23 protein-coding genes and 1 tRNA gene are annotated in these 24,187 nt (G+C 58.6%); 1 reads left to right on the plus strand and 23 read right to left on the minus strand.

Annotated elements, in window-relative coordinates:
* Positions 1–9 precede the first annotated feature (9 nt).
* From clpP to AXE86_RS01425, 16 genes are all read right to left on the minus strand, one after another.
* A complete protein-coding gene (gene clpP / locus AXE86_RS01350; protein WP_009442697.1) occupies positions 10–621 on the minus strand; it encodes an ATP-dependent Clp endopeptidase proteolytic subunit ClpP in 612 nt (203 codons plus the stop codon).
* Positions 622–645: 24 nt separating this feature from the next.
* Positions 646–1,935, minus strand: coding sequence for a trigger factor (gene tig, locus AXE86_RS01355; protein WP_061943856.1), 1,290 nt, complete (start codon positions 1,933–1,935; stop codon positions 646–648).
* Positions 1,936–2,066: 131 nt separating this feature from the next.
* Positions 2,067–2,648: a GerMN domain-containing protein gene (locus AXE86_RS01360; protein ID WP_061943859.1), complete on the minus strand. Its 582-nt coding sequence runs from the start codon at positions 2,646–2,648 to the stop codon at positions 2,067–2,069.
* Positions 2,649–2,662: 14 nt separating this feature from the next.
* Positions 2,663–3,703 (minus strand): N-acetylmuramoyl-L-alanine amidase family protein, encoded by a 1,041-nt coding sequence (locus AXE86_RS01365; RefSeq protein WP_061946910.1) that lies wholly within the window; start codon positions 3,701–3,703, stop codon positions 2,663–2,665.
* A 49-nt stretch (positions 3,704–3,752) separates the two neighbouring features.
* The gene (locus AXE86_RS01370; RefSeq protein ID WP_006691385.1) at positions 3,753–3,953 is read right to left on the minus strand and encodes a DUF3006 domain-containing protein; all 201 of its coding nucleotides are present in this window, start codon (positions 3,951–3,953) and stop codon (positions 3,753–3,755) included.
* Positions 3,950–4,861: a ComEC/Rec2 family competence protein gene (locus AXE86_RS01375; protein ID WP_061943861.1), complete on the minus strand. Its 912-nt coding sequence runs from the start codon at positions 4,859–4,861 to the stop codon at positions 3,950–3,952. Before AXE86_RS01375 ends, AXE86_RS01370 begins: the two co-directional genes overlap by 4 nt.
* A 15-nt stretch (positions 4,862–4,876) precedes the next feature.
* Positions 4,877–6,211: an NCS2 family permease gene (locus AXE86_RS01380; protein ID WP_061943864.1), complete on the minus strand. Its 1,335-nt coding sequence runs from the start codon at positions 6,209–6,211 to the stop codon at positions 4,877–4,879.
* Positions 6,212–6,263: 52 nt separating this feature from the next.
* Positions 6,264–6,354 (minus strand) — tRNA-Ser (locus AXE86_RS01385).
* A 287-nt stretch (positions 6,355–6,641) separates the two neighbouring features.
* Positions 6,642–7,190: a hypothetical protein gene (locus AXE86_RS11830; RefSeq protein ID WP_232294897.1), complete on the minus strand. Its 549-nt coding sequence runs from the start codon at positions 7,188–7,190 to the stop codon at positions 6,642–6,644.
* Between the two features lie 238 nt (positions 7,191–7,428).
* Positions 7,429–7,953 (minus strand): flagellar hook assembly protein FlgD, encoded by a 525-nt coding sequence (locus tag AXE86_RS01395; protein ID WP_061943867.1) that lies wholly within the window; start codon positions 7,951–7,953, stop codon positions 7,429–7,431.
* Between the two features lie 20 nt (positions 7,954–7,973).
* Positions 7,974–9,680, minus strand: coding sequence for a flagellar hook-length control protein FliK (locus tag AXE86_RS01400; protein ID WP_061943870.1), 1,707 nt, complete (start codon positions 9,678–9,680; stop codon positions 7,974–7,976).
* A 48-nt stretch (positions 9,681–9,728) separates the two neighbouring features.
* The gene (gene radA, locus AXE86_RS01405; protein WP_061943873.1) at positions 9,729–11,102 is read right to left on the minus strand and encodes a DNA repair protein RadA; all 1,374 of its coding nucleotides are present in this window, start codon (positions 11,100–11,102) and stop codon (positions 9,729–9,731) included.
* 327 nt (positions 11,103–11,429) lie between these two features.
* Positions 11,430–13,934, minus strand: coding sequence for an ATP-dependent Clp protease ATP-binding subunit (locus AXE86_RS01410; RefSeq protein WP_061943876.1), 2,505 nt, complete (start codon positions 13,932–13,934; stop codon positions 11,430–11,432).
* Positions 13,935–13,947: 13 nt separating this feature from the next.
* On the minus strand, positions 13,948–15,018 hold the full coding sequence (locus AXE86_RS01415; RefSeq protein WP_061943879.1) for an ATP--guanido phosphotransferase: 1,071 nt from the start codon (positions 15,016–15,018) through the stop codon (positions 13,948–13,950).
* Positions 15,008–15,538 (minus strand): UvrB/UvrC motif-containing protein, encoded by a 531-nt coding sequence (locus tag AXE86_RS01420; RefSeq protein ID WP_061943882.1) that lies wholly within the window; start codon positions 15,536–15,538, stop codon positions 15,008–15,010. The genes AXE86_RS01415 and AXE86_RS01420 overlap by 11 nt, the downstream gene beginning before the upstream one ends.
* A 53-nt stretch (positions 15,539–15,591) precedes the next feature.
* On the minus strand, positions 15,592–16,044 hold the full coding sequence (locus tag AXE86_RS01425) for a CtsR family transcriptional regulator (protein ID WP_061943884.1): 453 nt from the start codon (positions 16,042–16,044) through the stop codon (positions 15,592–15,594).
* A gap of 106 nt (positions 16,045–16,150) precedes the next feature.
* Between AXE86_RS01425 and AXE86_RS12990 the strand changes: the two genes are divergently transcribed.
* Positions 16,151–16,285, plus strand: coding sequence for a secretion protein HlyD (locus AXE86_RS12990; protein WP_071884668.1), 135 nt, complete (start codon positions 16,151–16,153; stop codon positions 16,283–16,285).
* A 68-nt stretch (positions 16,286–16,353) separates the two neighbouring features.
* Here AXE86_RS12990 and AXE86_RS01430 read toward each other — a convergent pair whose 3' ends face one another.
* From AXE86_RS01430 to pknB, 7 genes are all read right to left on the minus strand, one after another.
* Entirely contained in the window at positions 16,354–17,871 is a 1,518-nt protein-coding gene (locus AXE86_RS01430; RefSeq protein WP_083501199.1) for a methyl-accepting chemotaxis protein, read from the minus strand.
* Positions 17,872–18,301: 430 nt separating this feature from the next.
* Positions 18,302–19,282 (minus strand): lysylphosphatidylglycerol synthase transmembrane domain-containing protein, encoded by a 981-nt coding sequence (locus tag AXE86_RS01435; RefSeq protein WP_009442715.1) that lies wholly within the window; start codon positions 19,280–19,282, stop codon positions 18,302–18,304.
* A 24-nt stretch (positions 19,283–19,306) separates the two neighbouring features.
* Positions 19,307–20,095 carry a GTP cyclohydrolase FolE2 gene (gene folE2 / locus AXE86_RS01440; protein ID WP_061943890.1) on the minus strand — a complete coding sequence of 263 codons (789 nt, stop codon included), beginning with the start codon at positions 20,093–20,095 and terminating at the stop codon, positions 19,307–19,309.
* Positions 20,095–20,781, minus strand: a complete 687-nt coding sequence (gene queC / locus AXE86_RS01445; RefSeq protein WP_061943892.1) for a 7-cyano-7-deazaguanine synthase QueC — start codon at positions 20,779–20,781, stop codon at positions 20,095–20,097. Before queC ends, folE2 begins: the two co-directional genes overlap by 1 nt.
* A 19-nt stretch (positions 20,782–20,800) precedes the next feature.
* The gene (rpe, locus tag AXE86_RS01450) at positions 20,801–21,511 is read right to left on the minus strand and encodes a ribulose-phosphate 3-epimerase (protein ID WP_061943895.1); all 711 of its coding nucleotides are present in this window, start codon (positions 21,509–21,511) and stop codon (positions 20,801–20,803) included.
* 11 nt (positions 21,512–21,522) lie between these two features.
* Positions 21,523–22,392 (minus strand): ribosome small subunit-dependent GTPase A, encoded by an 870-nt coding sequence (gene rsgA, locus AXE86_RS01455; RefSeq protein ID WP_061943898.1) that lies wholly within the window; start codon positions 22,390–22,392, stop codon positions 21,523–21,525.
* 10 nt (positions 22,393–22,402) lie between these two features.
* On the minus strand, positions 22,403–24,160 hold the full coding sequence (gene pknB / locus AXE86_RS01460; RefSeq protein ID WP_061943901.1) for a Stk1 family PASTA domain-containing Ser/Thr kinase: 1,758 nt from the start codon (positions 24,158–24,160) through the stop codon (positions 22,403–22,405).
* Positions 24,161–24,187 lie beyond the last annotated feature (27 nt).

The raw sequence follows: 24,187 nt of genomic DNA on the forward strand, positions 1-24,187 counted from the left end.
GACACCCCCTCAGGCCTTGCTGTCAGCAGATGTATCCTTTGGTCGGAGGACAACCTCATCAATGAGGCCGTATTCTTTTGCCTCCTCCGCCGACATGAAGTTGTCGCGTTCCGTATCAACGTTGATCTTCTCTGTATCCTGCCCCGTGTGATGCGCGAGGATTTCGTTGCCGACCTCACGCAGGCGCAGGATCTCCTTCGCCTGGATCTGGATGTCGGTCGACTGTCCCTGTGCGCCGCCAAGCGGCTGATGAATCATAATACGGGCATGCGGGAGGGCATAGCGTTTTCCCTTTGCACCCGCCGTCAAAAGAATCGAACCCATGCTCGCCGCCTGTCCAACACAGATCGTGGAGACATCCGGCTTGATGTACTGCATGGTATCATAGATGGCAAGTCCTGCCGTCACAACACCGCCGGGGCTGTTGATATAGAGGTGGATATCCTTATCGGGATCCTCTGACTCCAAAAAGAGCATCTGCGCAACAATGACGTTGGCGACGCTGTCGTCAATCGGTCCACCGAGGAAGATGATGCGCTCCTTCAGCAGGCGGGAGTAAATGTCATAGGCACGCTCCCCGCGTCCGGAGGTCTCCACCACCATCGGTACATAGTAACTCATACGTTCCTCCCCGCAGGAGCTTTCTTACTCCGTGATATTGTCCACGATGAACTGCGCCGTCTTCTTGCGCAACACCGTCGCTGCAAGATCGCTAACGCGCCCCTGCTCCTTGATGATCTTCTGAACCTGCTTCGGCGTCGCACCATAGGACAGAGCCATTGCGTAGACTTCCTGATCGAGATCCCTTCCCTCGACCTTGATGTCCTCTGCCTTGGCAACCTCCTCGAGCATGAGATCGGTGCGCACGTTCTTTTCCGCCGTCTCGCGGTACTCGTCGCGGATGCGCGCCATGTCGAGCCCGGCGTACTGAAGGTACTGCTCAAGGCTCATTCCCTGCTGCTCAAGACGCATCGCCATTTCCTGGATCATCGCCGTAATGCGGTTCTCGACCATCACGGGCGGAATCTCCATCGTGCAGTTGTCCGTCGCCATGTCGATTGCCTTTGTGCGGCGCTCATTCTCTGCCTGACGCTCCGCCCCCTCCTGGAGGTTCTTGCGGATGTCCTCGCGCAGCTCTGCGAGCGTCTCGAACTTGCTTGCCTTCTTGGCAAACGCATCGTCCAGCTCAGGCAGCTCGCGCGACTTGATACTGCGCACCGTGCACTTGAAGACAGCCGCCTTTCCCTTGAGATTCTCCGCGTGGTAGTCCTCGGGGAACGTGACGTTCACCTCGCGCTCCTCGCCGACCTTCGCACCGATGAGCTGATCTTCAAAGCCCGGAATGAACGAGCCCGAGCCGATCTGGAGCGGATAGTCTTCGCCCTTGCCGCCCTCGAACGGTGTTCCGTCCACAAAGCCCTCAAAATCAAGCGTAATGAAGTCGTCCTTCTTGACCGCGGCATCGGCAGGGGCGTCGATGAGCGTGCCCTGATGCTGGCGCATCCCCTCGATCTGACGATCGATGTCCTCCTCGGAAACCGAGACGGCAGGCTTCTCGACCTTGAGCCCTTTATATTCGCCGAGTGTGACCTCGGGACGCTGCGTGAACTTTGCCGTAAATACGACATCCTTGCCCTCCTCGAGTGTCACGATGTCGATCTCGGGGCGCGTCACAGGCTCCATGTTCTGCTCGGTCAGCGCTTCATCGAACGCCTTCTGTGCAACGCTCTCGAATGCCTCCTGAAGAATGGCCTCCTTGCCGACAAAATTCTCGACAATCTTGCGCGGTGCCTTTCCCTTGCGGAAGCCCGGGATATTCACGCGTCCCGCAAGACGCTTTGCCGCGCCGTCCGTCGCCTGCTCCAGCTTGTCCTGATCCACTTCAATCGTCAGAGTGACCTCACGGTTCTCCCCATGCTCTGCCGTAACCTTCATTGTATGAAACAACCTCCTGCTTCTTTCCATTGGGGGGCGCGCTGCACCCTCCGATTTGCGGGCATACAAAGAGAGCATTCCCGCCATTTTACTAGTATCCTATCACAAAACAGCCAAAATGACAAGCACAGCTATTTCAGCAACTCTGTCATGCGCGGCAGCGGCTCAGAGAGATCCATGTGCCCCGAGAGAGTTTCCACATCCTCTCCCTCAATGCGGATGCGCACCTTTTTCACCTCAGGGAAATCCGTGAGCGTGTTGACGATTGATCCGACGAGCATCTCTTCCCCCGTCGACCCACCGTTGAAATTCTTCTGCAGCTCCTTGGAGAAATCCACCGTGGCGACACCGTCCTGAACCTTGACACTGCGCAGCTTCACGTGTTTCGGGAAGACATTCGTCTGCCCCTTCTCCGTCGTGCCTGCGAGCAGGGACTTCAGCGCTGCCGTATACTTATCCTCGCTGCCGAGTTTTACCGTACGGCTGTCCGCCACCAAGCCCATACCGTCATTCTTCGGGTAGTAGACATTCACCTTGACCTCTTTGTCCTTCGCCGCTGTGTCGTCTACAGCAGCCGCCTTCGTCTGTGTCTGCTGTGACTCTGCGGCAGGCGGGGCAGACGTCTTTTCATCCGCACAGCCCGCTGTGAGCAGAAGTGCTGCGCAGAGCGGCGCACCCAGCAGACGTGTGACATGTTGCGCGTGTTGGAACATTTCCGATTCTCTCCTCATTCCTCAAAATAGCGTGCAATCGCACGAAAGAGTGCCTGTGCCAGTGTCTCCTGATAGGCAGGATCCGTGAGCAGCTGCTCCTCCTCGGGATTCGAGATAAACCCCAGTTCCGCAAGGGAGGCGGGGATATTCGAATGCTTCAGGACGTAGAACTGCGCATGCTTGACACCACGGTTATAGAGCCCGCCGGCCGCAGCAAGTTCCTCGTTCAGCAGCACAGCGAAGCGTTCATCCGCATCCGTCTTGGGATAGTAGTAGGTCTCCATCCCGTGTGCATCCGGATTACTAAAGGAATTGCAGTGCACGGAGAGGAAGAGCTCCGCCTCCTCATGCGCCGCCACAACATCCACACGTGCCTGCAGTTCGCGGGAAGCCGAACTGCCCGCATACGCGACGTCCACATCGTCCGTCCGCGTCATGACAACCTGCGCACCCGCCTTGGTCAGGAGGTCGCGCGTACGCAGGGCGACGGCAAGGGCGACATCCTTCTCGCATGCGCCCGAGGAGCCGATTGCCCCTGTATCGCTGCCCCCATGCCCGGGATCAATGACCACCGTATGCCCCATGACCGCCTTGCTGAGTGCGTCTCCGGCATCCGCAAAGATATCAATCACGAGCCGCTCGGTGTTCTCCTCACGTCCCGTCCCCGGGACGGTATACATGCGATAGGCATCCGCACTGCGAAGATCATGCCCTGCATAGATTCGCAGTGCCGCACGACGATTCTCGCGTGGGATAACGACAAGCCGCTGCAGCACCGCTCCATCGAGAGCGATCTCATGGGGAAGATGCTCATCCAGCGCAACATCCTCCAGCTCGACCAGCAGCTGATGGTCCGCATGGTATCGCTCCGACAGAGCGTAGTGCAGCCCCGCCTTCTTAACGGTGATCTCTATGCGCTGTGCCGCGCGCCCGTCCACCTCCACCGCATGGCTTTCAATGCCCGTAATGCGATGGAGGCTGCCTGCTGCTTCTCCCGCTCCACCGAGTAGAAGCAGCAGGCAGACAAAAACCGCTGCGGCAAGCAGCGGTCGCATCCACAGATGAACCCTGTTCTCGATCGTCAATGCCAATCTCGCCCCCTATTTAGCCTTTCAGCAGCTCCAGTGCCTCATCCTCAGCGGCATCCGTTGCCGCCGCGTCGCGTTCTATCGCCAGCTTCAGATAGTCGCCCTCTGCCGCATCATTCGGCAGGAACGCACGCGGAAAATTCACCTTGACCATGGAATCTCCGAGGAGAAGCACGGCAAGATCTCCTTCGAACCGATCCAGATACGCAGAAATCATTGTTTCTCTCCTCTCTCCGGCGTGATATGGTAGTCCTTTCCATCACTCGTAAGGGTAATCGTGCCATTCTCCGCCGTCACATAGATGTCCAGATTCATGGCATGGTACTTCTTCATCGTCTCCTTATGCGGATGTCCATAGTCGTTGTTTACACCGCAGGAGATGAGAGCCGCCGCAGGATGGACGGCGCGCAGGAAATCTGCCGAGGAGGAAGTCTTGCTGCCATGATGGCCTGCCTTGAGGACGGTGCTCTGCACCGTTCCCTGCGCCCCCGCAAGGATATCCTGCTCCTCTTTCTTTTCTGCGTCGCCCGTAAACATCATGGAGAAATCGCCAAAGACCAGCCGTCCGACAACGGACTCGTTGTTCGGATCGTGCTTGTAGCCCTTGACGCTGCCCTGCTGGACAAGTGCCGCCGACGGGGCGAGCACCTCAAAGACTGCCCCGCCGCCGAGATCCACGCGATCTCCCGTACAGAGCCCCTTGCGCGCAATCCCCTTCGCCTTCAGCTGTTTCATATAGCCAATGTAGACACGTGACGTTGACGGCATCCCGTTGTCATAGACCATGCCAATCGGATATTTATCAATCAGCATCTCCATCCCGCCGATGTGATCGGCGTGGGGATGGGTCAGGATCACTGCATCGAGTTTTTTGACCCCCGCCTTGTCCAGTTCGGCACGGAGCTTATCCCGCTCGTCCAGATCACCCGTGTCGATGAGGACGTTCTGCTCTGCGGTCTGAATGAGGATGGCGTCCCCCTGCCCAATATCGAGCATCTTGACCGTGAGTGCCTGCTGCTGCACAGGCGCAGTCGAGGATGTCTCATGCGACGCTCCTGCACACCCGCCAAGGAGCGCGGAGAGCAGGAGCAAAAGGCTCACGAGAAATGCCATGTGATGTTTCATCTGCACGTCAGCCTCCTACGAACGAAGTGCCAGATTGATCAGGAAGGCAATCGAGACGAGATACATGATCCAGCTGACCTTTTTATACTGCCCCGCACAGAGCTTCATGACCGTGTAGCTGATAAAGCCGAAGGCAAAGCCATTGGCGATACTCGACGTGAGCGGCATCATGATGATCGTAAGGAAGACGGGCAGAGCATTCGTGAAATCGGAGAAGTCAATCTTTCCGACCTCGGACATGAGCAGCGCTCCGACTAGGATGAGGGCAGGCGCGGTAGCAAATGCCGGCACGAGCCCGATCAGCGGCGTAAAGAGCAGCGCCGCCAGGAAGAGTACGCCCGCCGCAACGGCGGTCAGCCCCGTCCGTCCACCGGTGGCAATACCAGCCGCGCTCTCGATGTAGGAGGTGACCGTCGACGTACCGAACATGGCGGAGACCATCGTCCCGACTGCATCCGTGGTCAGTGCCTTGTCGATGTTCTCGATGTGTCCGTCGGGGCGCACCATCTTTGCCTTTGTCGTCAGACCGATCAATGTGCCCATATTATCGAATAGTTCCACCACGGTGAACGTGAAGATAATCGAAACGAGGCCGTAGTGCCATGCGCCTGCGAGATCGAGTTGCCCGAACGTCTCCCCCATGTGCGGGAGCGAGGTGCTCACGATATCCGTGATTCCCTTCGGTGCCGGCGTCATCCCGAGGATCATGGCGAGGATGGTCGTCACAAAGATGCCGATGAGGATCGAGCCATGCACGTTGCGCGCCGTCAGCGCCGCCGTGAGGAGCAGACCGAAGAGAGAGAGTAGTGTCGTCGGCGCGGTGACGTGACCAAGGGAGACATAGGTCGCAGAGTTCTCGACGATCAGCCCCGTCCCCTTCAGCCCGATGAACGCAATAAAGAGTCCGATGCCCACGCTGATGGCGTATTTCAGGTCACGCGGGACAGCATTGATGATCGCCTGTCGGAGTCCGCTAACCGTCAAAATCAGGAAGAGTACGCCCGAGAAGAACACGGCACCGAGCGCTACAGTCCAGTGCAGTCCGAGAACGCCGCAGACATAGTAGGCAAAGAACGCATTCAGCCCCATGCCCGGTGCGAGCGCGACGGGATAGTTCGCAAAAATGCCCATGGCGAGCGACGCGAGTGCCGCGATCCAGATCGTCGAGGCAATCGCCGCCTCCTTCTGGATACCGGCGTCCGCAAGTATATTTGGATTGACAAAGAGAATATACGCCATGGCAATGAACGTCGTCATGCCCGCGAGTAATTCCGTGCGCACGGTCGAGCCCTTTTCCCGCACTTTAAAAAATCGTTCGACAAAGGACGGCGGCGTGCTCTGCATCTCCATAGAAGCATCTCCTTAAATTAAAAAAACCCGACGCAGACCGGGTAATAAAAAATGGCGGAGTGGGAGAGATTCGAACTCTCGCAGCGGTTACCCACTCTAACGATTTAGCAAACCGTCCTCTTCAGCCTCTTGAGTACCACTCCATATTCACTTCACGCTTTCTCTGCGACAAAAGCTATATTAACAGATGGATTCATGCTTGTCAAGACAAAAATAAGGGAAGCACTGATAAAATGAGGCCTGCCAGATTGGCGTAGATTTTTTGTCCGATTGAGGCAGCAAACCGGACGCATAGCGAGGGCTATGTGGAGGATTTGCTAACGAAAAGCGGGCGAAAAAGATGCGTCAAGATGGTTGTGCCGAATTTATCAGTGCTTCCTAAGGACGGCCATACAAAACCGCAGGATTCCGTAGGCAGTCCATTATCATTTTATGCTTTGATGTCGAGATTGCTTCCGACATGCTGTGGCGCACGCGGGCTGATTGCATAGGCCGCCTTTGCCTGCTCCATGCGCTGGCTCGTTGCCTGGGCGCCATACTGCTGTGCTTCACGAAGGGACTTCTGGAAGCGGCTCGTGCCCAGCATCGCAGGATCCATATTCTGCGCCGCCTGCTGCGTGGCGCGTGAGGTAACCTGCTCCGCCGTGCGGATAACCGTCCGCTGCGTCTGCTGGAACTCACTCGTCCCTGCCTTCGTGCCCGAACCGAACTTCGAGTCGCCTATAACCGCCTTGACCTCGTCCATCTTGGCCTGCGTCGCCTGGGCACCCATCTGCTGTGCCGAGCGGTTCGACTTCTGGAATGCACTCGTGCCCAGCATTGCAGGATCCATGTTCTGCGCAGCCTGATGTGTGGCGCGCGACGCGCTCTGCTCGCCCGTGCGGATGACGGTCCGCTGCGTTTGCTGGAACTCACTCGTCCCTGCCTTCGTGCTCGAACCGAACTTCGAGTCGCCTATAACCGCCTTAACCTCGTCCATCTTGGCCTGTGTCGCCCGACCACCAAGTTGATGGATTTCACGGTTTGACTGTTGGAAAAGACTTGAACCGAAGCCCCCTCCTATGGCTGATAGTGCCATATTGGATCCCTCCATTTCCTCTCTGCATCCCATATTCCCTTGGGATATTACGTCCCCATTATAAGCGACGGATACGCATTATGCAACAAGAAAAGAGCGGTACGATACCGATCTTTGGCCAACTGCCCTGTATTTCCGGTTACGTTGCTGAGGCTGTGATACGGCCGACGCGCACCACTTCAGAGATCTGCACCTTATGCGACTGTCCATTGACATCGGCGATAATGCTCGGTGCACCGTCTGTGATGCTGACCCCGATGACCTTGCCTTCAAAGTTCTGCTTCGTTACAGCACCATCTTTTCCCTTCGTCTCTGTAATCCACTGGATTGGCTGTCCAATCATCGAACTGAGCTGTCCGATCAATACCGAAGAATCGATATTGTCAACAATCTTGCTGACCTTCTCCAGCCCCTTGGAGACATTCGTCATCTGCTCGAGCGCGGAGAACTGTGCCAGCTGCGAGAGATACTCCGCATTGTCCTGCGGATTAAGCGGATCCTGATAGCGCATCTGCGTTACGAGCAGCTGCAGGAACGCATCCTTGCCAAGAGCGCTGTTGTCCTTCTTTCCGGCCTTTGCCTGGTTCTGGGCCGCCTCATAGTCGGAGACCTTCTGGATGACGCCGCCGACATTGATGGTATTCAGTGGGTTTGTACTTGCCACTTTTTTTCCTCCTCACATGGTCAGACGCGATAGTCCACACCGTCTGCCGTTACGCCGCCAACGCTTTCCTGTATCGATGCGGGGGTAACGCCATCATCGACGATTTCCCCGTCGAGATAGTCGTCGGCATCACCGCGTGCGTAGACCTGTGTCTCACTGTGCCCTGCCTGATGCTGCTGCCATGCTTCCTGCCCTTGTCCCTGGGGCATCTGCCCATCGGCAAGTCCCGTATAGACGCCGACGCGATCCACCTTGATCCCCTGCGTGTTCAGCTCCTGCCGCAGCTGGACGAGCGAGTTCTCGATCACGCTGCGCACGTGGGCGTTGTCGCTGTGGAAGGACGCCTGTACCGCACCGTCCGAGCCGACGGCAACACGCAGTGTCAGCTCGCCGAGATGCTCCGGCTTCAGGCGAATGATCATCTGCGTGTCGTTCAGGGTACGCAGAAGCCGTGCCTGCTCGACAATCTGACGCGGAATCTCGTAGTCGGTCTGCGGGCGCTGCGGCACTTCTGCGGCGGGTGCTGCCTGCTCCGTCTGGACGGGAGGCGTCTCCGTCTGCACAGAGGCCAGCTGAACGGGCGTCTCCGCCGTGCGCACTGTCGTCTCAAAGGAGACGTTCTCATGCGTCGGTGCTGGCTGGGGGATGCCGCTCTGCATCGGCTGCTGGTTCTGCTCCGCGTTTTCTCCGCTCATGTCACGCTGCATTGCATCGTGGCGCATCGTACGCTGTGCGAGAACATCGAGCGGGCTCGGTGCAGGCTGCGTTTCCTCGGTAAGATGCTCACCGACCAGCGCCGCCGCACTCTTCTCCCGCGGCAGAGTCTGTTGCTCCTGCATCGCGGAAACGGCCGCTGCCTGTACCGCGGGCTGCTGCACAACCGTCGGCTGCTCCGCAGGTGCTGCGGGAACGGGGTCCTCCTGCACGACGAGCTGCGATACAGGGGTCTCATCCGTCACCGCGACCGGTACCGTCGCTGCATCCTCCGCAGACGGCAATGCTGCTGCCTGAAGTGCCGCACGCAGCTGTGCGGGCATCGCCGCATCGAGCGCTGCGAGACGCGCCGCCGCAGCGGCAGGTGCATCCGTCTGTGCCAGCATGACAGCGGTATTCGCCGTCTCCTGCGTCAGCGGTTCACCGGCTAGGGCGCAGAGAAGCGCGTTTCCCTTCTCATCGGTCTGCGGCATCTGCTGCAGCAGATGCTCGACCGCCGTCTGCAGCTTCGTATCACGCAGCTGCTCAGCGGTCAGCCCATAGCGTTCGAGAATATCCGCCAGAGCCGGCGGCAGCTCCCCCTCCGCCGGGGTGCTCTCCACGGGAACCTGCTCCACATCTGCCGGCAGGAGTGCTGTGAGCACGGTTGCCGCCGCTGCGGAGGCTATGGCTGTGTCCTCGGCGGACACGTCCTTCAAGGCGTCGCTTTGCCCTTTTGCCGCAGGCATGGACGCTGTTTTTTTCACATCCTGTGCGTTCTGCGCCATCCCGTCCGTCCCCGTCGCCGCAGGCTTATCCTGTACGGCAGACAGCGAGGAATCACCGGTCTGGATCTTGGTCGCATCTGCACTCATACCCTTTTTCTGCAGTGCGCCCATCGTATCGCTAAACGTATTCTTCCCTGAGGTTGTCTGCGTACGACTGCCCGCCGCTGCGCTGCGCGCTCCCTGCACGCCCGCTGCCGTCGATGCGCCGTCCGTGGTCGATACCGCCATAAGATTTCCGGCATTCATCTACACATCACCTCTTCAATCTCTTTATCGTGGAAATCTTATCTTTTCTTAAATATTTTTTGGCATCGCACACTTTAAGGCATCGCCAATCGTCTCTGCACCGAAGAGTTCCATCCCTGCGAACTTGCCTTTTAGCTGACGGTAGTTCTTCATGGGGATCACGGCGGCGTGAAAACCAAGCCGCTGCGCCTCGATGATTCTCTGCTCCGCCTGTGAGACGGCGCGCACCTCCCCTGAAAGCCCCACCTCGCCGCAGACGACCATCTGCGGGCGCGGCAGACGTCCTGCAAAGCTCGATGCCATGGCAACACAGAGGGCAAGATCCGCCGCCGGCTCATCGAGACGGATACCGCCCGCGACTTTCACATAGACGTCCGCGGCGCCGATCGACAGACGTACGCGCTTTTCGAGGACGGCGAGCAGCAGCTGGATCCGCTTGACATCCACGGAGTCCGCCGTACGACGCGGCGGCTGATAGGGTGTCGGGGCGACCAGCGCCTGCACCTCGACGAGCAGAGGACGCGTCCCCTCCACCGTCGGCACAATGACCGAGCCGCTCTCGGGGGCGCGCTCGGAGAGAAACAGCTTCGACGCATCGGGGACATCGACCAGTCCGACATCCCGCATTTCAAAGAGCCCCAGCTCGTTCGTGCTGCCAAAGCGATTTTTTACGGCGCGCAGTACGCGATACTCCGCATTTCGCTCTCCCTCAAAATAGAGCACCGTATCGACGATATGCTCGAGGACACGCGGGCCCGCCAGGCTTCCCTCCTTCGTTACATGGCCGATGACAAAGACGGCAATCCCCGCCGTCTTTGCGACGCGCATCAGCTCCATGGCGCACTCGCGCACCTGCGAGACGCTGCCGGGCGCACTCTCGATGTCGGGACGGTACATCGTCTGGATGGAGTCGATGATAAAGAGCGCGGGCTTAACATTTTCTACGTGTGCGCAGATTGCATCAAGATTCGTCTCGCTGACGACGAGCAGCTCATCGGCAACGGCCTGCAGACGATCGGCACGCATGCGGATCTGCCGTGCGCTTTCCTCGCCCGTCACGTAGAGGACACGGCGTCCTGCCCGCGCTATATCCGCCGATGCGCGCAGGGTAAGGCTCGATTTCCCGACGCCGGGATCACCGACGACGAGCACCATCGCTCCCGGTATCACACCGCCGCCGAGAACGCGGTCGAGCTCCCCCGAGCCCGTCGAAAAGCGCGGCAGATCCTCTGCGCGGATCTCCGCAATCGGCTGCGGCGGCTCACCTGACGAGGCGGTACCGCGCCGCTCCTCCGCCGGCGGAGCAACGACCTCCTCCACCATCGTATTCCATGCGCCGCAGCCCGGACATTTTCCCATCCATCGCGTATTGTCGTAGCCGCAGTTCTGACAAACGTACATCGTCTTTTTCTTCTTTGCCATAAGATCTCCATCGAAAGAACACGAAAAAGGGACTGTTCCCCCCATCGCTCGCTATGCTCGCCACTTTCCCCGCAAGCGGGGGGAAGCTACATGGCGTTATCCCAGCCTTCCCCGTTATCACGGGGAAGGGGAACCGCGCAAGCGGTGGAAGGGGCACAAAGACGGGGCTGTTGCACGAAGTCCCTCGCTTCGTGCAACAGCCCCCATTCACCGCAGTAAAATCATTCGCCGCACTGACCGTGCGAGCCAGAACAGCGACCATGCGAAGTTGACGAGAAAGTCCCCCAACATCCCATCCGCGAGTGCGGCGCAAGTACGTTGCGTCCCTCACGTTTCATGGCATGGTTCCTTCTTATTATTCTTCTTCGTCCGTCGATTGTGCGTCTTGTCCTTCTTCACGAAGTCCAATCCATCACCGAGCTTTCGCACGGAGATGACATCCCCCGCCGCAAAGTCACGGGCGAGCAAACGCTCTGCCAGTGCATCTTCGAGGTTCTTCTGGATGGCGCGCCGCAGCGGACGCGCGCCGAACTTGACATCCGTCCCCTTTGTGATGAGTACGCGCTTCGCCGACGGGCTGACCTCCATGTTGATCTCCTGCTCCGCAAGACGCAGCTTCACATCGCGTAGGAGAATGTCCACAATCTTCGTCAGTTCCGGCTCACCGAGCGCATTGAATACAATCATATCGTCCACGCGGTTGAGGAACTCGGGGCGGAAGATCTGTCGCACCTCATCGAGGACGCGCTTTTTCGCCTGCTCCTCGTCAGATCCTGCCGTCCCGCCGACGGCAAAGCCGATGGTGCCGCGGGTCGAGCGCAGATGATCTGCCCCCGCATTCGAGGTCATGATGATGATGGTATTGCGGAAATCCGTAACGCGCCCCTGTCCGTCCGTCAGGCGGCCGTCCTCCAGTACCTGCAGCAGCATGTGGAAGACATCGGGGTGAGCTTTCTCCACCTCATCGAAGAGAATGATGGAAAAAGGCTTGCGCCGCACGGCGTCGGTCAGCTGGCCGCCCTCCTCGTAGCCGACATAGCCCGGAGGCGCGCCGACCAGACGTGCCGTCGTATGCTTTTCCATGTATTCAGACATATCGAAGCGGATGATCGCATCCTCGGTGCCGAACACCGACTCAGCGAGTGCCCGCGCCAGTTCCGTCTTGCCGACGCCCGTCGCCCCGAGGAAGAGGAACGAGCCGATCGGACGACGCGGATCCTTGACACCGGCACGCGCGCGGCGGACAGCACGCGCCACGGCATGCACCGCTTCGTCCTGCCCGATAACGCGGCGGCCGATCTGCGACTCAAGTGCCAACAGGCGGTCGGATTCCTTGACCGCGATGCGCTGCACGGGAATGCCCGTCCACTGAGCCACCACAGCCGCAATATCGTCCTCCGTCACGCGGATCTCCATGCGTGCATCCTCGCCCTTGCGGGATGCATCGAGCTTCGCGCGCAGATCCTTCTCGCGGTCGCGCAGGTGCGCTGCCGCCTCATAGTCCTGCTTGCTGACAGCGGCATCCTTCTCCTTGACCACCCCTGCGATCTCACGGCGCAGGCCGACCAGACGATCCGTCCCGCCCGCACTCTTCATGCGCACATGGGAGGATGCCTCATCCATCAGATCAATCGCCTTGTCCGGCAGGAAGCGATCCGTCAGGTACCGCTTCGAGAGTCGCACGGCCGCCGTAATCGCCGTATCCTCGATGCGCGCATGATGAAACTCCTCATAGCGACTGCGCAGACCGAAGAGAATCTGCTCCGCATCCGCAGCATCCGGCTCATCGACCGTCACCGACTGAAACCGCCGTGCGAGCGCGCTGTCTTTCGCAAAGTACTTCTTGTACTCGCTGAGCGTCGTTGCCCCGATAATCTGCATCTGACCGCGCGCAAGAGCGGGCTTCAGGATGTTTGCCGCATCGAGTGCGCCCTCGGCACCGCCCGCACGGATGAGCGTGTGAATCTCATCGATGAAGAGAATGATGTTCTTCGCCTTGATGACATCATCCACCACATTTTTCAGACGCTCCTCAAACTCACCGCGGTACTTCGTACCCGCGACGAGTGCCGTCATCGACAGCGTCACAATGTGCTTGTCCTCAAGCAGAAAGGGCACCTCTCCGGCGGCAATGCGCCGTGCCAGTCCCTCGGCGATGGCCGTCTTGCCGACCCCCGCCTCACCGAGCAGGAGCGGATTGTTTTTCGTCCGCCGTGCCAGAACCTGAATCACGCGATCAATCTCCGCCGTACGGCCAATCACGGGGTCAAGACTTCCTGCCCCGGCCGCTGCGGTCAGATCCGTGCCAAACTTTTTCAGTGAGGCGGGCAGCCCCTTGCGCGTGTCCTTGCCGCTCTTGCGGCGCGCGAATTTCTCTTTGACCTCATCCTCCGTGTCGTCCATCTTGGCACTCACCTCGCTCTGCAGAGCCTCGATATCGACGTCGAGATCCTCCAGTGTACGGACAGCCGTCCCCTCACCTTCGGAGAGCAGACTGAGCAAAATATGCTCTGTTGTCACGAAGGAGCGCGCTTCACGCGCCGTATCAATCGCCCCCTGCATGACGCGCTGTGCGCGCCGCGTGTAGTAGGGCGTCTCCTCTGGGGTCAGGACGTCTTGAAAACCGTCCCCCTCCCGAATCACCTGCTCTGCGCTGTCGTAGTCCACGCCGAATTTATCCAGCGTCTCGGCGGCAATCGTATCGCGCATGTGCAGAATACCGAGCAGCAGCTGGCCGGTACCGATATACCCCTTGCCGCGCCGCTGTGCAATATACTGCGAAAACTCCACGGCCTTAATCGCCGTCTGCGTAAAAAATTGACGGTAGTTCAAGCTGTTCCCCTCCTTACCCCTGTGTTCTGTATCGATCTAAAATCGCGCGCACACGCGCTGCGCGCATGCCAGCGATCTCCCCCGCGGACTGTTCCGCCCCGCCTGCCATATACCGAAGATAGGCATCGCGCGCCGCAACCATGATCTCACCGTAGCAGTCCCCCGACACCCCGGTGATGATCCCACGGTCTATACCATAACGCACACGCGAGAGCAGGTCAAGTGTTTCCTCCTCTGTCAGTGACCTTGCATACGAAAGAATTCCGAATGCACGCCAAACGCCATCCTCAACACTGTCCTTTCCGACGTAGGAAAGTGCCTTGCGTGCACGCCGCTCATGTGCGGTGATCTCTCCCACGGCAGCGCGCAGGTTCTCGATGATCTCTGCCTCTGCATAACCGAGGGTGAGCTGATTGGAAATTTTATAGAGATGCGCGCCCTCGCCGCCCCCATAAAGCGGCTGAACGGCGAGGCCAAGCTGCGGAAACGAATGACTGATGTTCTCGATGTTGCGCGTATAGACTAGCCCCGGCAGATGGACGACGACCGAGGCGCGCAGTCCCGTGCCGAGATTTGTCGGCTGTGCCGTCAGATAGCCCATGCGCTCGTCGAAGGCAAGATCCAGCTTCGCCTCAATAAAGTCGTCCACCTTCGCCGCCGTGCGAAATGCCTGCGCAACGGACAGACCGGGCGTCATCACCTGTATCTTGAGATGATCGTCTTCATTGATGAGAATGCTGATTCCCAGATCGGCACTGATGTAGGCTGCGCGCTGCGGCTGCCCCGCAGCGAACTTCTCACTGATGAGCCGCTTTTCGATCAGCACCGCCCGTTCTGCATCCGTCAGCGCGTCGACAGCGATGCGCTCAAACGGCTGCCCGAACACTGTGCTGATATTGGCCAGTGCCTCATCCAGGATGCGCCGTATCTCCGCCAGCTGATCCTCATCGGCACGTCCCGGAAACGGCAGGCGCAGAAGATTGCGGGCAAGGCGTACGCGGCTCGAGAGCACGACATCGGCATCCTGTCCCCCCGCAGCAAACCACGGAAGCTGCTCCGCACGCAGGAGATCCTCAAGCGCCATGACTGCTCTCCTCCATCCGCTGCTCCAGCGAGCGAATCCGGTCGCGCAGCTCTGCCGCCTTTTCATACTCCTCATGGGCGACGGCTTCCTTTAGGCGCGTGCGGAGCTGCTCCGCCTCACGGCGCAGCATGATCCCGCTGCCTGAGCGGCGCGGAATCTTTCCACGGTGAATACTCGCTCCATGGATGCGCCGCAGGAGCGGCGCGAGCTCATGATGAAATGTCTCATAGCAGACCGAGCAGCCGATCTGCCCCGTCTTCGAGAGATCGTCAAAATGCATCCCGCAGTTCGGACAGGTAATGCGCGGTGCATCCTCCTCCTCTGCGTTCTCCTCCTGATTGCTGCCAAACAGTCCCTTCAGGAAGTCATCCGCCGAAACATTCTCCTGCTGCGCGCGAAGGATCGACGCACCGTAGCGCGTGGCGCAGCTCATACATATATTCTTTTCACTCTTGCCGCCCGGCCCGATCTGCACGATGTGCACAATCGCCTCATTGCGGCCGCATTCCTCACAGATCATCAATGTGTCCTTCCCAATGGTCTCCGCCGTCTTCTATCTATGTTATCGAACGGCTACGTAAATTTCTCCAGTGTCAAAAACATCGTCTTTAACATTTGGACGCGCTCCTTCGCATCGAGTGACTCCGCATGAAAGAGCCCTGTTACCATCTGCAGCATCAATGCTGCTTCACGCGTCTCAATCATCCCATGCTGCATGAGATAGCGCAGCATGGCCTGTACGGACTCGCAGTCCGTATTCTCGTCGATCTTCGACATCATATCCCGGTAAACCAGATCATGGAGCGGCACCTGCACAATGCGGATGAACCCGCCTAGGCCACGCCGTGACTCCACCACGAAGCCCTTATCCTGCGTAAACCGCGTTGAGAGCACATAGCTGATCTGGGACGGTGCACACGAAATCTCATCGGCAATATCCGTCCTGCGCAGTTCGACCTTCCCGTCCTGACGGGCGGCCAGCTGGCGCAGGATATAGGATTCTATCATATCGGCAATGTTGCTCATCATACCACCTTCTTTGTGTTCTTTGCATATTTGATATTATTATATTTGACTTTTTGATTTTTGTCAAATATATCTCAAGGAATCGCTGATAAAACAGTCCCTTGGATTGGTGCGGATTTTTTGTCCTGTCAAGGAGACAAACCGGACGCATAGCAGAGGCTATGTGGAGGATTCTAGGGCACAGACAGGGCGAAAAAGATGTACTAAGACGGCGTTGCTGAATTTATCAGTGCTTCCTTAAAAACACGAATGCCGCAGGGCGTCAGCGTTGACGCCCTGCGGCATTCAAATTTCTCTCTCGATCAGTTTTTACAGGTGGAACTTCTGCACCTCGTTCTGGAGTTCCTGTGCAAGCGTCGCAAGCGTATTGCTTGCATCTGCCATCTCGTGCATCGCAGCAGCCTGCTCCTCCGCAGCTGCCGAGATGGTCTGCGTATCATCCGCTGCCTTGCGCGAGATGTCTTCGACGCGCTTCAGCGATTCGATCATGTCATCCCTTGCCTTGCTGACAACACCAACTTCGTCCGAAGCAAGGCGAATGTTCCTGCCAAGTTCCGTAAAATTCTCCGCCACAGTACGGAACGCCTCACCCGAGGACGCAACGACAGAGGCCCCCTCATCGACGTTCTCATTCCCCTGACGGATGGCGGCAACAGCATCTGCCGTATCGTTCTGAATGAGGTGGATGAGGTCGGCGATGTTCTTTGCCGACTCGCCCGCCTGCTCTGCGAGCCTGCGGACTTCCTCCGCGACGACAGCAAAGCCGCGTCCTGCCTCACCAGCGCGTGCCGCCTCGATGGCAGCGTTGAGCGCGAGGAGATTCGTCTGCTCGGAGATCCCCGATATGGTGTCAACGATCGATCCGATCTCATCGGAGCGCCTGCCAAGGGCCTCAACAAGTCCTGCTGCTGCGCTGACCTGCTCGGCAAGCTGATTCATTTTATCCGACATTTCATCGGCATTAGCAGCGAGGTGATCGATCATATCTGTCTGTTTCGCTGCTCCCTCTGCAAGCGAGGTGGTGTTCTGTGCGACATGCGTAATGGATTCGAGGGTCTCCTGTGTGCTCGCCGTCAGCTGCTCCGACGACGCCGCAACAGTCTCTGCCGACCGGGAGACATTCGACATGACCTCACGCAGACGATTTTTCATCGCGTTTGCACTGTGTGCAAGTATACCGATCTCGTCTTCGCGGGATTCGTCCAGATCAGCAACGCGAAGATCGCCCTTTGCAATCCTTCCCAGGCTCTCGGTGAGTGCCTCAATAGGCTTCAGTGATCTGCCGATTGCCACATAGGAGAGCACACTCAGAATGAGAATGACGAGGATAGAGGCGACGACCGTAACCATGAGGAACTGATGGCGCACATCATTCATGACATACGAGCCGATACCGACGAATAGCATGCCAATCGCCTGATTGCTCGCATTTCGCAAAGGTACGTACGCCCCCAGATAGTCGATGCCGTCAATCGCTGCCATACCGCTGTGTTCCTTATTCCCTTTAATGACAATATCGGCCACCTCTGCGCTCGCCTTTGTGCCGACATTGCGTTCTCCGTTTGCCTTCTTGAGGTTCGTCGAGACACTGACATCCTCTGCAAAGAAGGTGACGTGGCCCTGACAGATCTCGCCGAGTTTGTCGGCAACCACCTGACTGTCGCCGAAACGGTGATCGCCCTTATAGAGCTTTCCGTCCTGCAGCGACCAATCCCCCGGGTAGCGGACATCCATGTTTTCAAAGATCAGCTTGACATTTAATACTGCCTGTGTCTGCAGGGCAGAGTTAAAGCCGCTGTTGGCACTCTCCCATCCGATCAGTGCCATGCAGACACAGATCAGCACCACACACAGATCAGCACCACACACAGATCAAAAAACAAGACAGATTTGGTTCTAAGTCCCATTTCTTACACTTCCCCCTTAATGGAATGATGCAGCATTCTCCGGCCAAAGCACCGAAGCCGTCGATTTCCATATCAGCTCCCATGGCCGACATAGTAAGTTAAGTATAGTATATCCATATTTCATACTGCTATAAAGATGTTTATTTTTATTCTTATGGAATTACAGATCGAAACTCCGTCTCTGGATTGACGCAATTTTTGTGATTGAAACGAAAGGGATGCGATTCGTCAACTTTATTGAAGCAATCGTAAAGGAATAGGAGAAAAGAGGTCGTCACGAGCTGAATCCCCCCACATATTTCACAACACAAAAAATCTGCACGAGCGGATGTCGTGCAGTCGGAGATAGCTCAATACCGCCGTAAAAACTCACGGCCAAAGACGGTAACGGTGTAGTAAAAACCGATGAGAAATGGAAGATACTCGGCGATGAGCCGCCAGCAAACGGCAACGATGCCAACCGTCCCCGCAGGGACGACGGAGGAAAAGAGGAGGACGAATCCGCCCTCAGCGATGCCCGAGCCGCCCGGCGTTGGACTAAAGTAGAGGAGCATATTGAGAAAGATCATGCGCCCCATGACGGTGTACCAATCGGCATCCGTGACGCCGAGCCCCAGTAAGAGACATGGCACAACGGCGTAGATACAAAGGAGGTTCAGCCCGGACTCGACGAATACCACGAGCATCTGACGCGGCGCGTCGAGCAGAAGGGAGATGGCGCTCTTCGTGTCGCGGTAGAAGGCAAAGAGCTTGCGTCGCCGATGGTCGCGCAGGCGGCGCGCGATCCGCACGACGAGATAGTCCAGATAGCCGCGCCGTGCGCTGACGACGATGAGAATGATGCCGACAAACGCGGTGAGGGTAATCGCCATGAGAACATCGTTCGATATCCCCGGGACAATGCCCTCATCGTGCAGGAAGATCAGCGGCATGCAGAGGGCCAAAAAGAAGATCGAGAGCAGCGTGCGCACGATGACGAGCACGGCCGCCTTCCCCGTAGGCACACCCGCATGGCGCAGGAACATGACCTGTGCTACGGCGCCGCCCGTTGCACCAGGGGTCAGAAGGGCGAGAAAATAGTTGCCGAAGATCACCTGCACCGCCTGATAGAGTGTAATCCGTTCATTTGAGATGCGGACGAGATGCATCAGGCGGCTGCCGTCAAAGAACATTCCAAATGCGATAGCGCAGAGCGCGAGGGCGAGCGACCACGGCTGAAATTGATTCAGATTCTGCAGCGTATTGATGTCCACCGTCGTGTAGATGACGGCGGTCGAGATGCCGACGACGAGAATGAAAAGGAGGAGGAAGCGTCGTATGAATTTGCGCATAATCTGCCTCTCCTCCCCTTTTCTCTAATTCAACCATTCTTCATGTGCCGCAAAGGCATTGTGGCTGTGGATGGACTCCTCATTCTCACAGGCGAGCGAGAAGTACGCAAGCCCCGGCAGGTGCCGGAGAGCAAGGACTGTATCACGCAGGATATCCTCGACAAATTTCGGATGCTCGTACGCTTCCTCTGTGACGTATTTCTCATCGGCGCGCTTCAGCAGCGGATAGATGGGCGCAGAGCCCTGCTGCTCGAGAAGCTTCGCCAGATCCTCGATGTAGATGCACGGCACGCTCTCGTGGAAGCGAAGCCGCACGCATGCCCGCGAGCGCTGATTGTGTGCCCCATAGGAAGAGATCTCCTTGCTGCACGGACAGAGCGAGGTGAACGGCATGGACAGTCCCAGCTCAAACTCCATCGGCAGCCCGCGCCGCTTGCGTCCCGTAAAGGACGCATCGACATCGAGGAGGGAGGTGCGTCCGCTGACGGGCGCTCTCTTTTCGAGGAAGTAGGTAAATGCGAGCCGCACCTCTGCCGCCTCGGCGTGGAGACGATCAAGTGCCTCCGTGAGCATCGCATCCATCTCCTCCTCGGCGAGAGGCTTCTCGCTCCACGGAAGCAGAATCTCGAGGAAACGGCTCATGTGCGTTCCCTTGAACTCCATCGGCAGGGAGACGGTGAAGGTAATCGTTGCCAGCACCTGCTGATAGCCGCCCGCCTGTTTTTTGATGAGAAAGGGAAGGCGTACGTCCTTGACCCCGACGCGCTGAATGGCGATGCCGCGCCCGTCCTCCCTGCTCTGTACGTCCTGCATCAGTTCTTCCCCTCAGCATACGGGATGGGATCATGCAGACCTGCCTCAGCAAAGCCGCGCAGCCGCAGAAGGCAGCTGTCACAGACGCCGCACGCCACAGAGCCGCCCTGATAGCAGCTCGTCGTCAGGGCGTAGGGCGCGTCGAGCGCATCGCCGCGGCGGATGATCTCCCCTTTGGAGAGATGCTGGAGCGGCGTCTCGATGACGATGCGCCGTCCATTCTCTGCCGATGCCGCCGTCGCCGCATCGGCCGCGCGCTGAAACGCCGCAATAAATGCGGGGCGGCAGTCGGGATAGCCCGAGTAGTCCACAGAGTTCACGCCGATGTAGACGTGCGTTGCGCCGACGCGCTCCGCATAGCCGACGGCGTAGCTGAGGAAGATGAGGTTGCGAGCGGGCACGTACGTGACGGGTATGTCCGTCCGCTCCGCGTCGCCCTGAGGGACATCAATGGCACTGTCGGTCAGCGCCGAGCCGCCGATGGCGTCCATATTCGTTTCGATGATGAGATGCTCTGCCGCATGGTAGTGAGCGGCAATGCTCTTTGCCGCATCCAGCTCACGACTGTGGCGCTGATGATAGTTAAAGCTGATCGGATAGAGCTCCTGTCCCGCCGCATGGGCGATCGCCATGCAGGTACAGCTGTCCAGTCCGCCCGAGAGCAGGATGACCGCGCGTTCTCCCATACTGTCCCCCCTCTCTCAATCAGCCGCGCAGCGACGCGATGGCGGCAGATACATCGGCCGCACCGTAGATATACGATCCGGCGACGAGCACATTCGCTCCCGCAGAGCGGACGGACTCCGCCGTCTCTGCATTGATTCCGCCATCGACCTCAATGTCGACATCCAGCTCATTCCCCTCAATCGTATGGTAGAGGGCATGTATCTTCCCGAGCGTGTTCTCGATAAACTTTTGCCCGCCAAAGCCGGGGTTCACCGTCATGAGGAGCACCATGTCGACATCGTCGATCAGCTCCTCGAGCGTGTAGATGGAGGTGCCGGGATTCAGTGCGATGCCCGCACGGCAGCCCGCCGCCTTGATCTGCTGGATGACGCGGTGCGCGTGACGCGTTGCCTCGACATGAAAGGTGATGATGTCCGCCCCCGCGCGCGCAAAGCTCTCGATGTGCGTCTCGGGGTGCTCAACCATCAAATGCACGTCAAAGACCGCCTTGGACACCTTGCGCAGGCTCTCAACCACACATGCACCCATCGTGATATTCGGCACAAACGTCCCATCCATCACGTCAATGTGGATGTACTCTGCTCCCGCTTCCTCGACGCGGCGCACCTCTGCCCCGAGATTCGCAAAATCCGCCGAGAGGATGGACGGCGCAACAATCGTCGGACGCTCAACGTGGATATGTGCCTCTTCCTCCATGATCTCTTCTTCGTATTCGTGTTCATGTGCCATGGATCTGTCTCCTATTTTCTAGCCGACCGAATTTCTTTGAGAAGTGCAATGTAGGCATCGTACCGCTCACACGCGAGCCGCCCCTCCTCTGCCGCCGCCTTGACGGCACAGTCCGGCTCATGACTGTGGCTGCACGGCGTAAAGCGGCATCCCAGAAAATGCAGGAACTCAGGAAAGCAGCCCGCGAGGTCGTCCGCTGCGACGCCCGTCAGTTCCTGCTGGGTAAAGCCCGGCGTATCGACAACATAGCCGTCCGCAAAGGGAAGGAGTTCGGCGCGGCGCGTCGTATGCCGCCCGCGTCCGATTTTCTCACTGACTGCCCCCACCGCCAGACCGAGGGACGAATCCATCGCATTGAGCAGGGAGGATTTTCCTGCGCCCGATGGCCCCGCAAAGACGGTGATCTCACCGCTCAGTCTTTCCCGCAGTGCCGCAATGCCCGTCCCCTCCGCCGCCGAAACGGGAAGGACAGAATACCCCGCCGCCTCGTACGGCGCGCAGAGGCGCGCTGCTGCCTCCCCGTCGATCAGGTCAATCTTGTTGATGCAGAGCACGATGTTCCGTATGCCGCTGTGTTCGGCGAGCACGAGAAAGCGGCTGACGACAAGCGGGTGCGGGTCAGGTGACGCCGCCGCCACAGTGATGACGATCTGCGTGAGGTTCGCCACGCGCGGACGCGCGAGGAGGGACGTACGCGGCTCTGTCCCCTCGATCACGCCTTCACCGTCTGCGCCGCACGCTACGTGCACAACATCGCCGGGAAGCAGTGCATCCCGCCCGCGCATACTCTTTCCGCGCAGCTTGCATAGCATCTCCGCACCATCCACAGAGACGTGGACAACGCTGTTGTAGACCTTCAGAATCCGTCCGTACTGATGCACAGCCACCTCCCTACTCTGTCTTTTCCGTCTGGATACGTCGTCCCGCAGAGCCTTTATCGCTCTTCTTCGGTTCGCTGTTTTTCCCGCTGCTCTTCGTCTCAGCGCCCTTGCCGCTCGAAACGGTCAGGCGCACAGCTGTGCCGGCCTCCGCCTCCGTCCCCGCCGCAGGCGACTGACGGATGACCGTTCCTTCCGCCTGCGTGCTCGTTTCCTCCGCCGTGCTGCCGACCTTCAGGCCGCTGCCCTCCAGCATCGCGCGTGCGCGATCGAGCGGGACGCCCTGCACATCGGGAACAGCGACCTTCTTGACCTTCTGTCCCTTGCTGACGGTGATATCGACACTCTGCCCCTTGCTGATACGCGACCCGCTGCGCGGATCCTGCGAAATGACCGTACCGCTGTCCTCATCCGAGTACGTCTCGTATGCCGAACCGAGACGCAGGCCCATCTTTTCGAGCTTGCTGATCGCGTCTTCTTTTTTCAGTCCGCGCAGGTTCGGCATCTCAATCTCCTCGCCGCCCTTGCTGACGTAGATGGTGACCGTACGCTCTTCCTTGACCGTCACGCCCGCCTCGGGGGTCTGTGAAACGACGATGCCGACAGGCACAGACGCATCATAGGTCTCCGCCACGGTGACACGCAGATGCTGATCCTCGAGAATCTGACGCGCGAGTGTCAGCTGTTTTCCCGTCACATCGGGCACAGTGACCTCGACCGAGCTCCAGAACTTGCCAAAGCTGAGGAAAAATCCGGTGAAAAAGCCCAAGAGAAGCACGAGGACAATGCCGAACTTAAACTTCTTTTTCTGATAGAACGGACGCTCATTCGTCGGTACGGGTTCCGCATCATCCTCCATCGGCACGGCAGCGTGAATTTCCTGTGCCTCCTGCGGGCTGAGGACGCGCGTCGCATCCGGATCAAAGGCGGGGACGGCGGTCGTCTGATCGCCGCGCAGCAGCTGCTCCGTATGGGCGATATCCGCCGCAAGGGTGCTGCTGTCCGGCCGCTGTGCGGGATCCTTCGCCATCATGCGTGCCACGAGGGCCTCAACGACGGGAGGAATGCCGGGCACGAGGCGGCGAAGCGGCTGCGGCTCCTCTTCGAGATGCTTGCGCGCAATGCTCACCGCCGTATTGCCGTCAAAGGGAATATGCCCCGAGAGCATCTCATAGAGGACAACGCCGAGGGAGTACACGTCGGACTTCGGCGTGATGATCGTGCCTCGCGCCTGCTCCGGGGAGAAGTAGTGCACCGAGCCCATGATGTTGTCGTTGTATGTCATGGTGGACTCGGTGACCGCGCGCGCGATGCCGAAATCCGCCACCTTGACATTTCCGTCGGGCATGACGAGGATGTTGTGCGGCTTGATGTCGCAGTGCACGAGATTGTTCGCGTGCGCCTGTGCCAGTGCACCGGCAATCTGTTTTGCTATGTGGAGTGCCTGTGCCACAGGCAGCGCTCCCTCTTCCTTGATGCGTTCCTTCAGTGTACGCCCCGGCACATACTCCATGACGATGTAGTGACGCCCTTCAGCGACACCGACATCGTAGACATTGACGATGTTGGGATGCGTAATGCGCGCCGCAGCCTTTGCCTCACGCTGGAAGCGACCGATAAACTCCGTGTCGTGCTCATACTGCTGATGCAGAATCTTTACGGCAACCGTGCGTTCCAGGAGCTGATCTTTCGCCCGATAGACATCTGCCATGCCGCCGCTGCCTACGAGCATCTCCAGTGCGTAGCGTCCATCCAAGACACGCTCGACCATGTTTGTTCCTCCTATCGCCTCTGCCTG

Source organism: Selenomonas sp. oral taxon 136 (assembly GCF_001554015.1).
GTDB classification, from domain to species: domain Bacteria; phylum Bacillota; class Negativicutes; order Selenomonadales; family Selenomonadaceae; genus Centipeda; species Centipeda felix.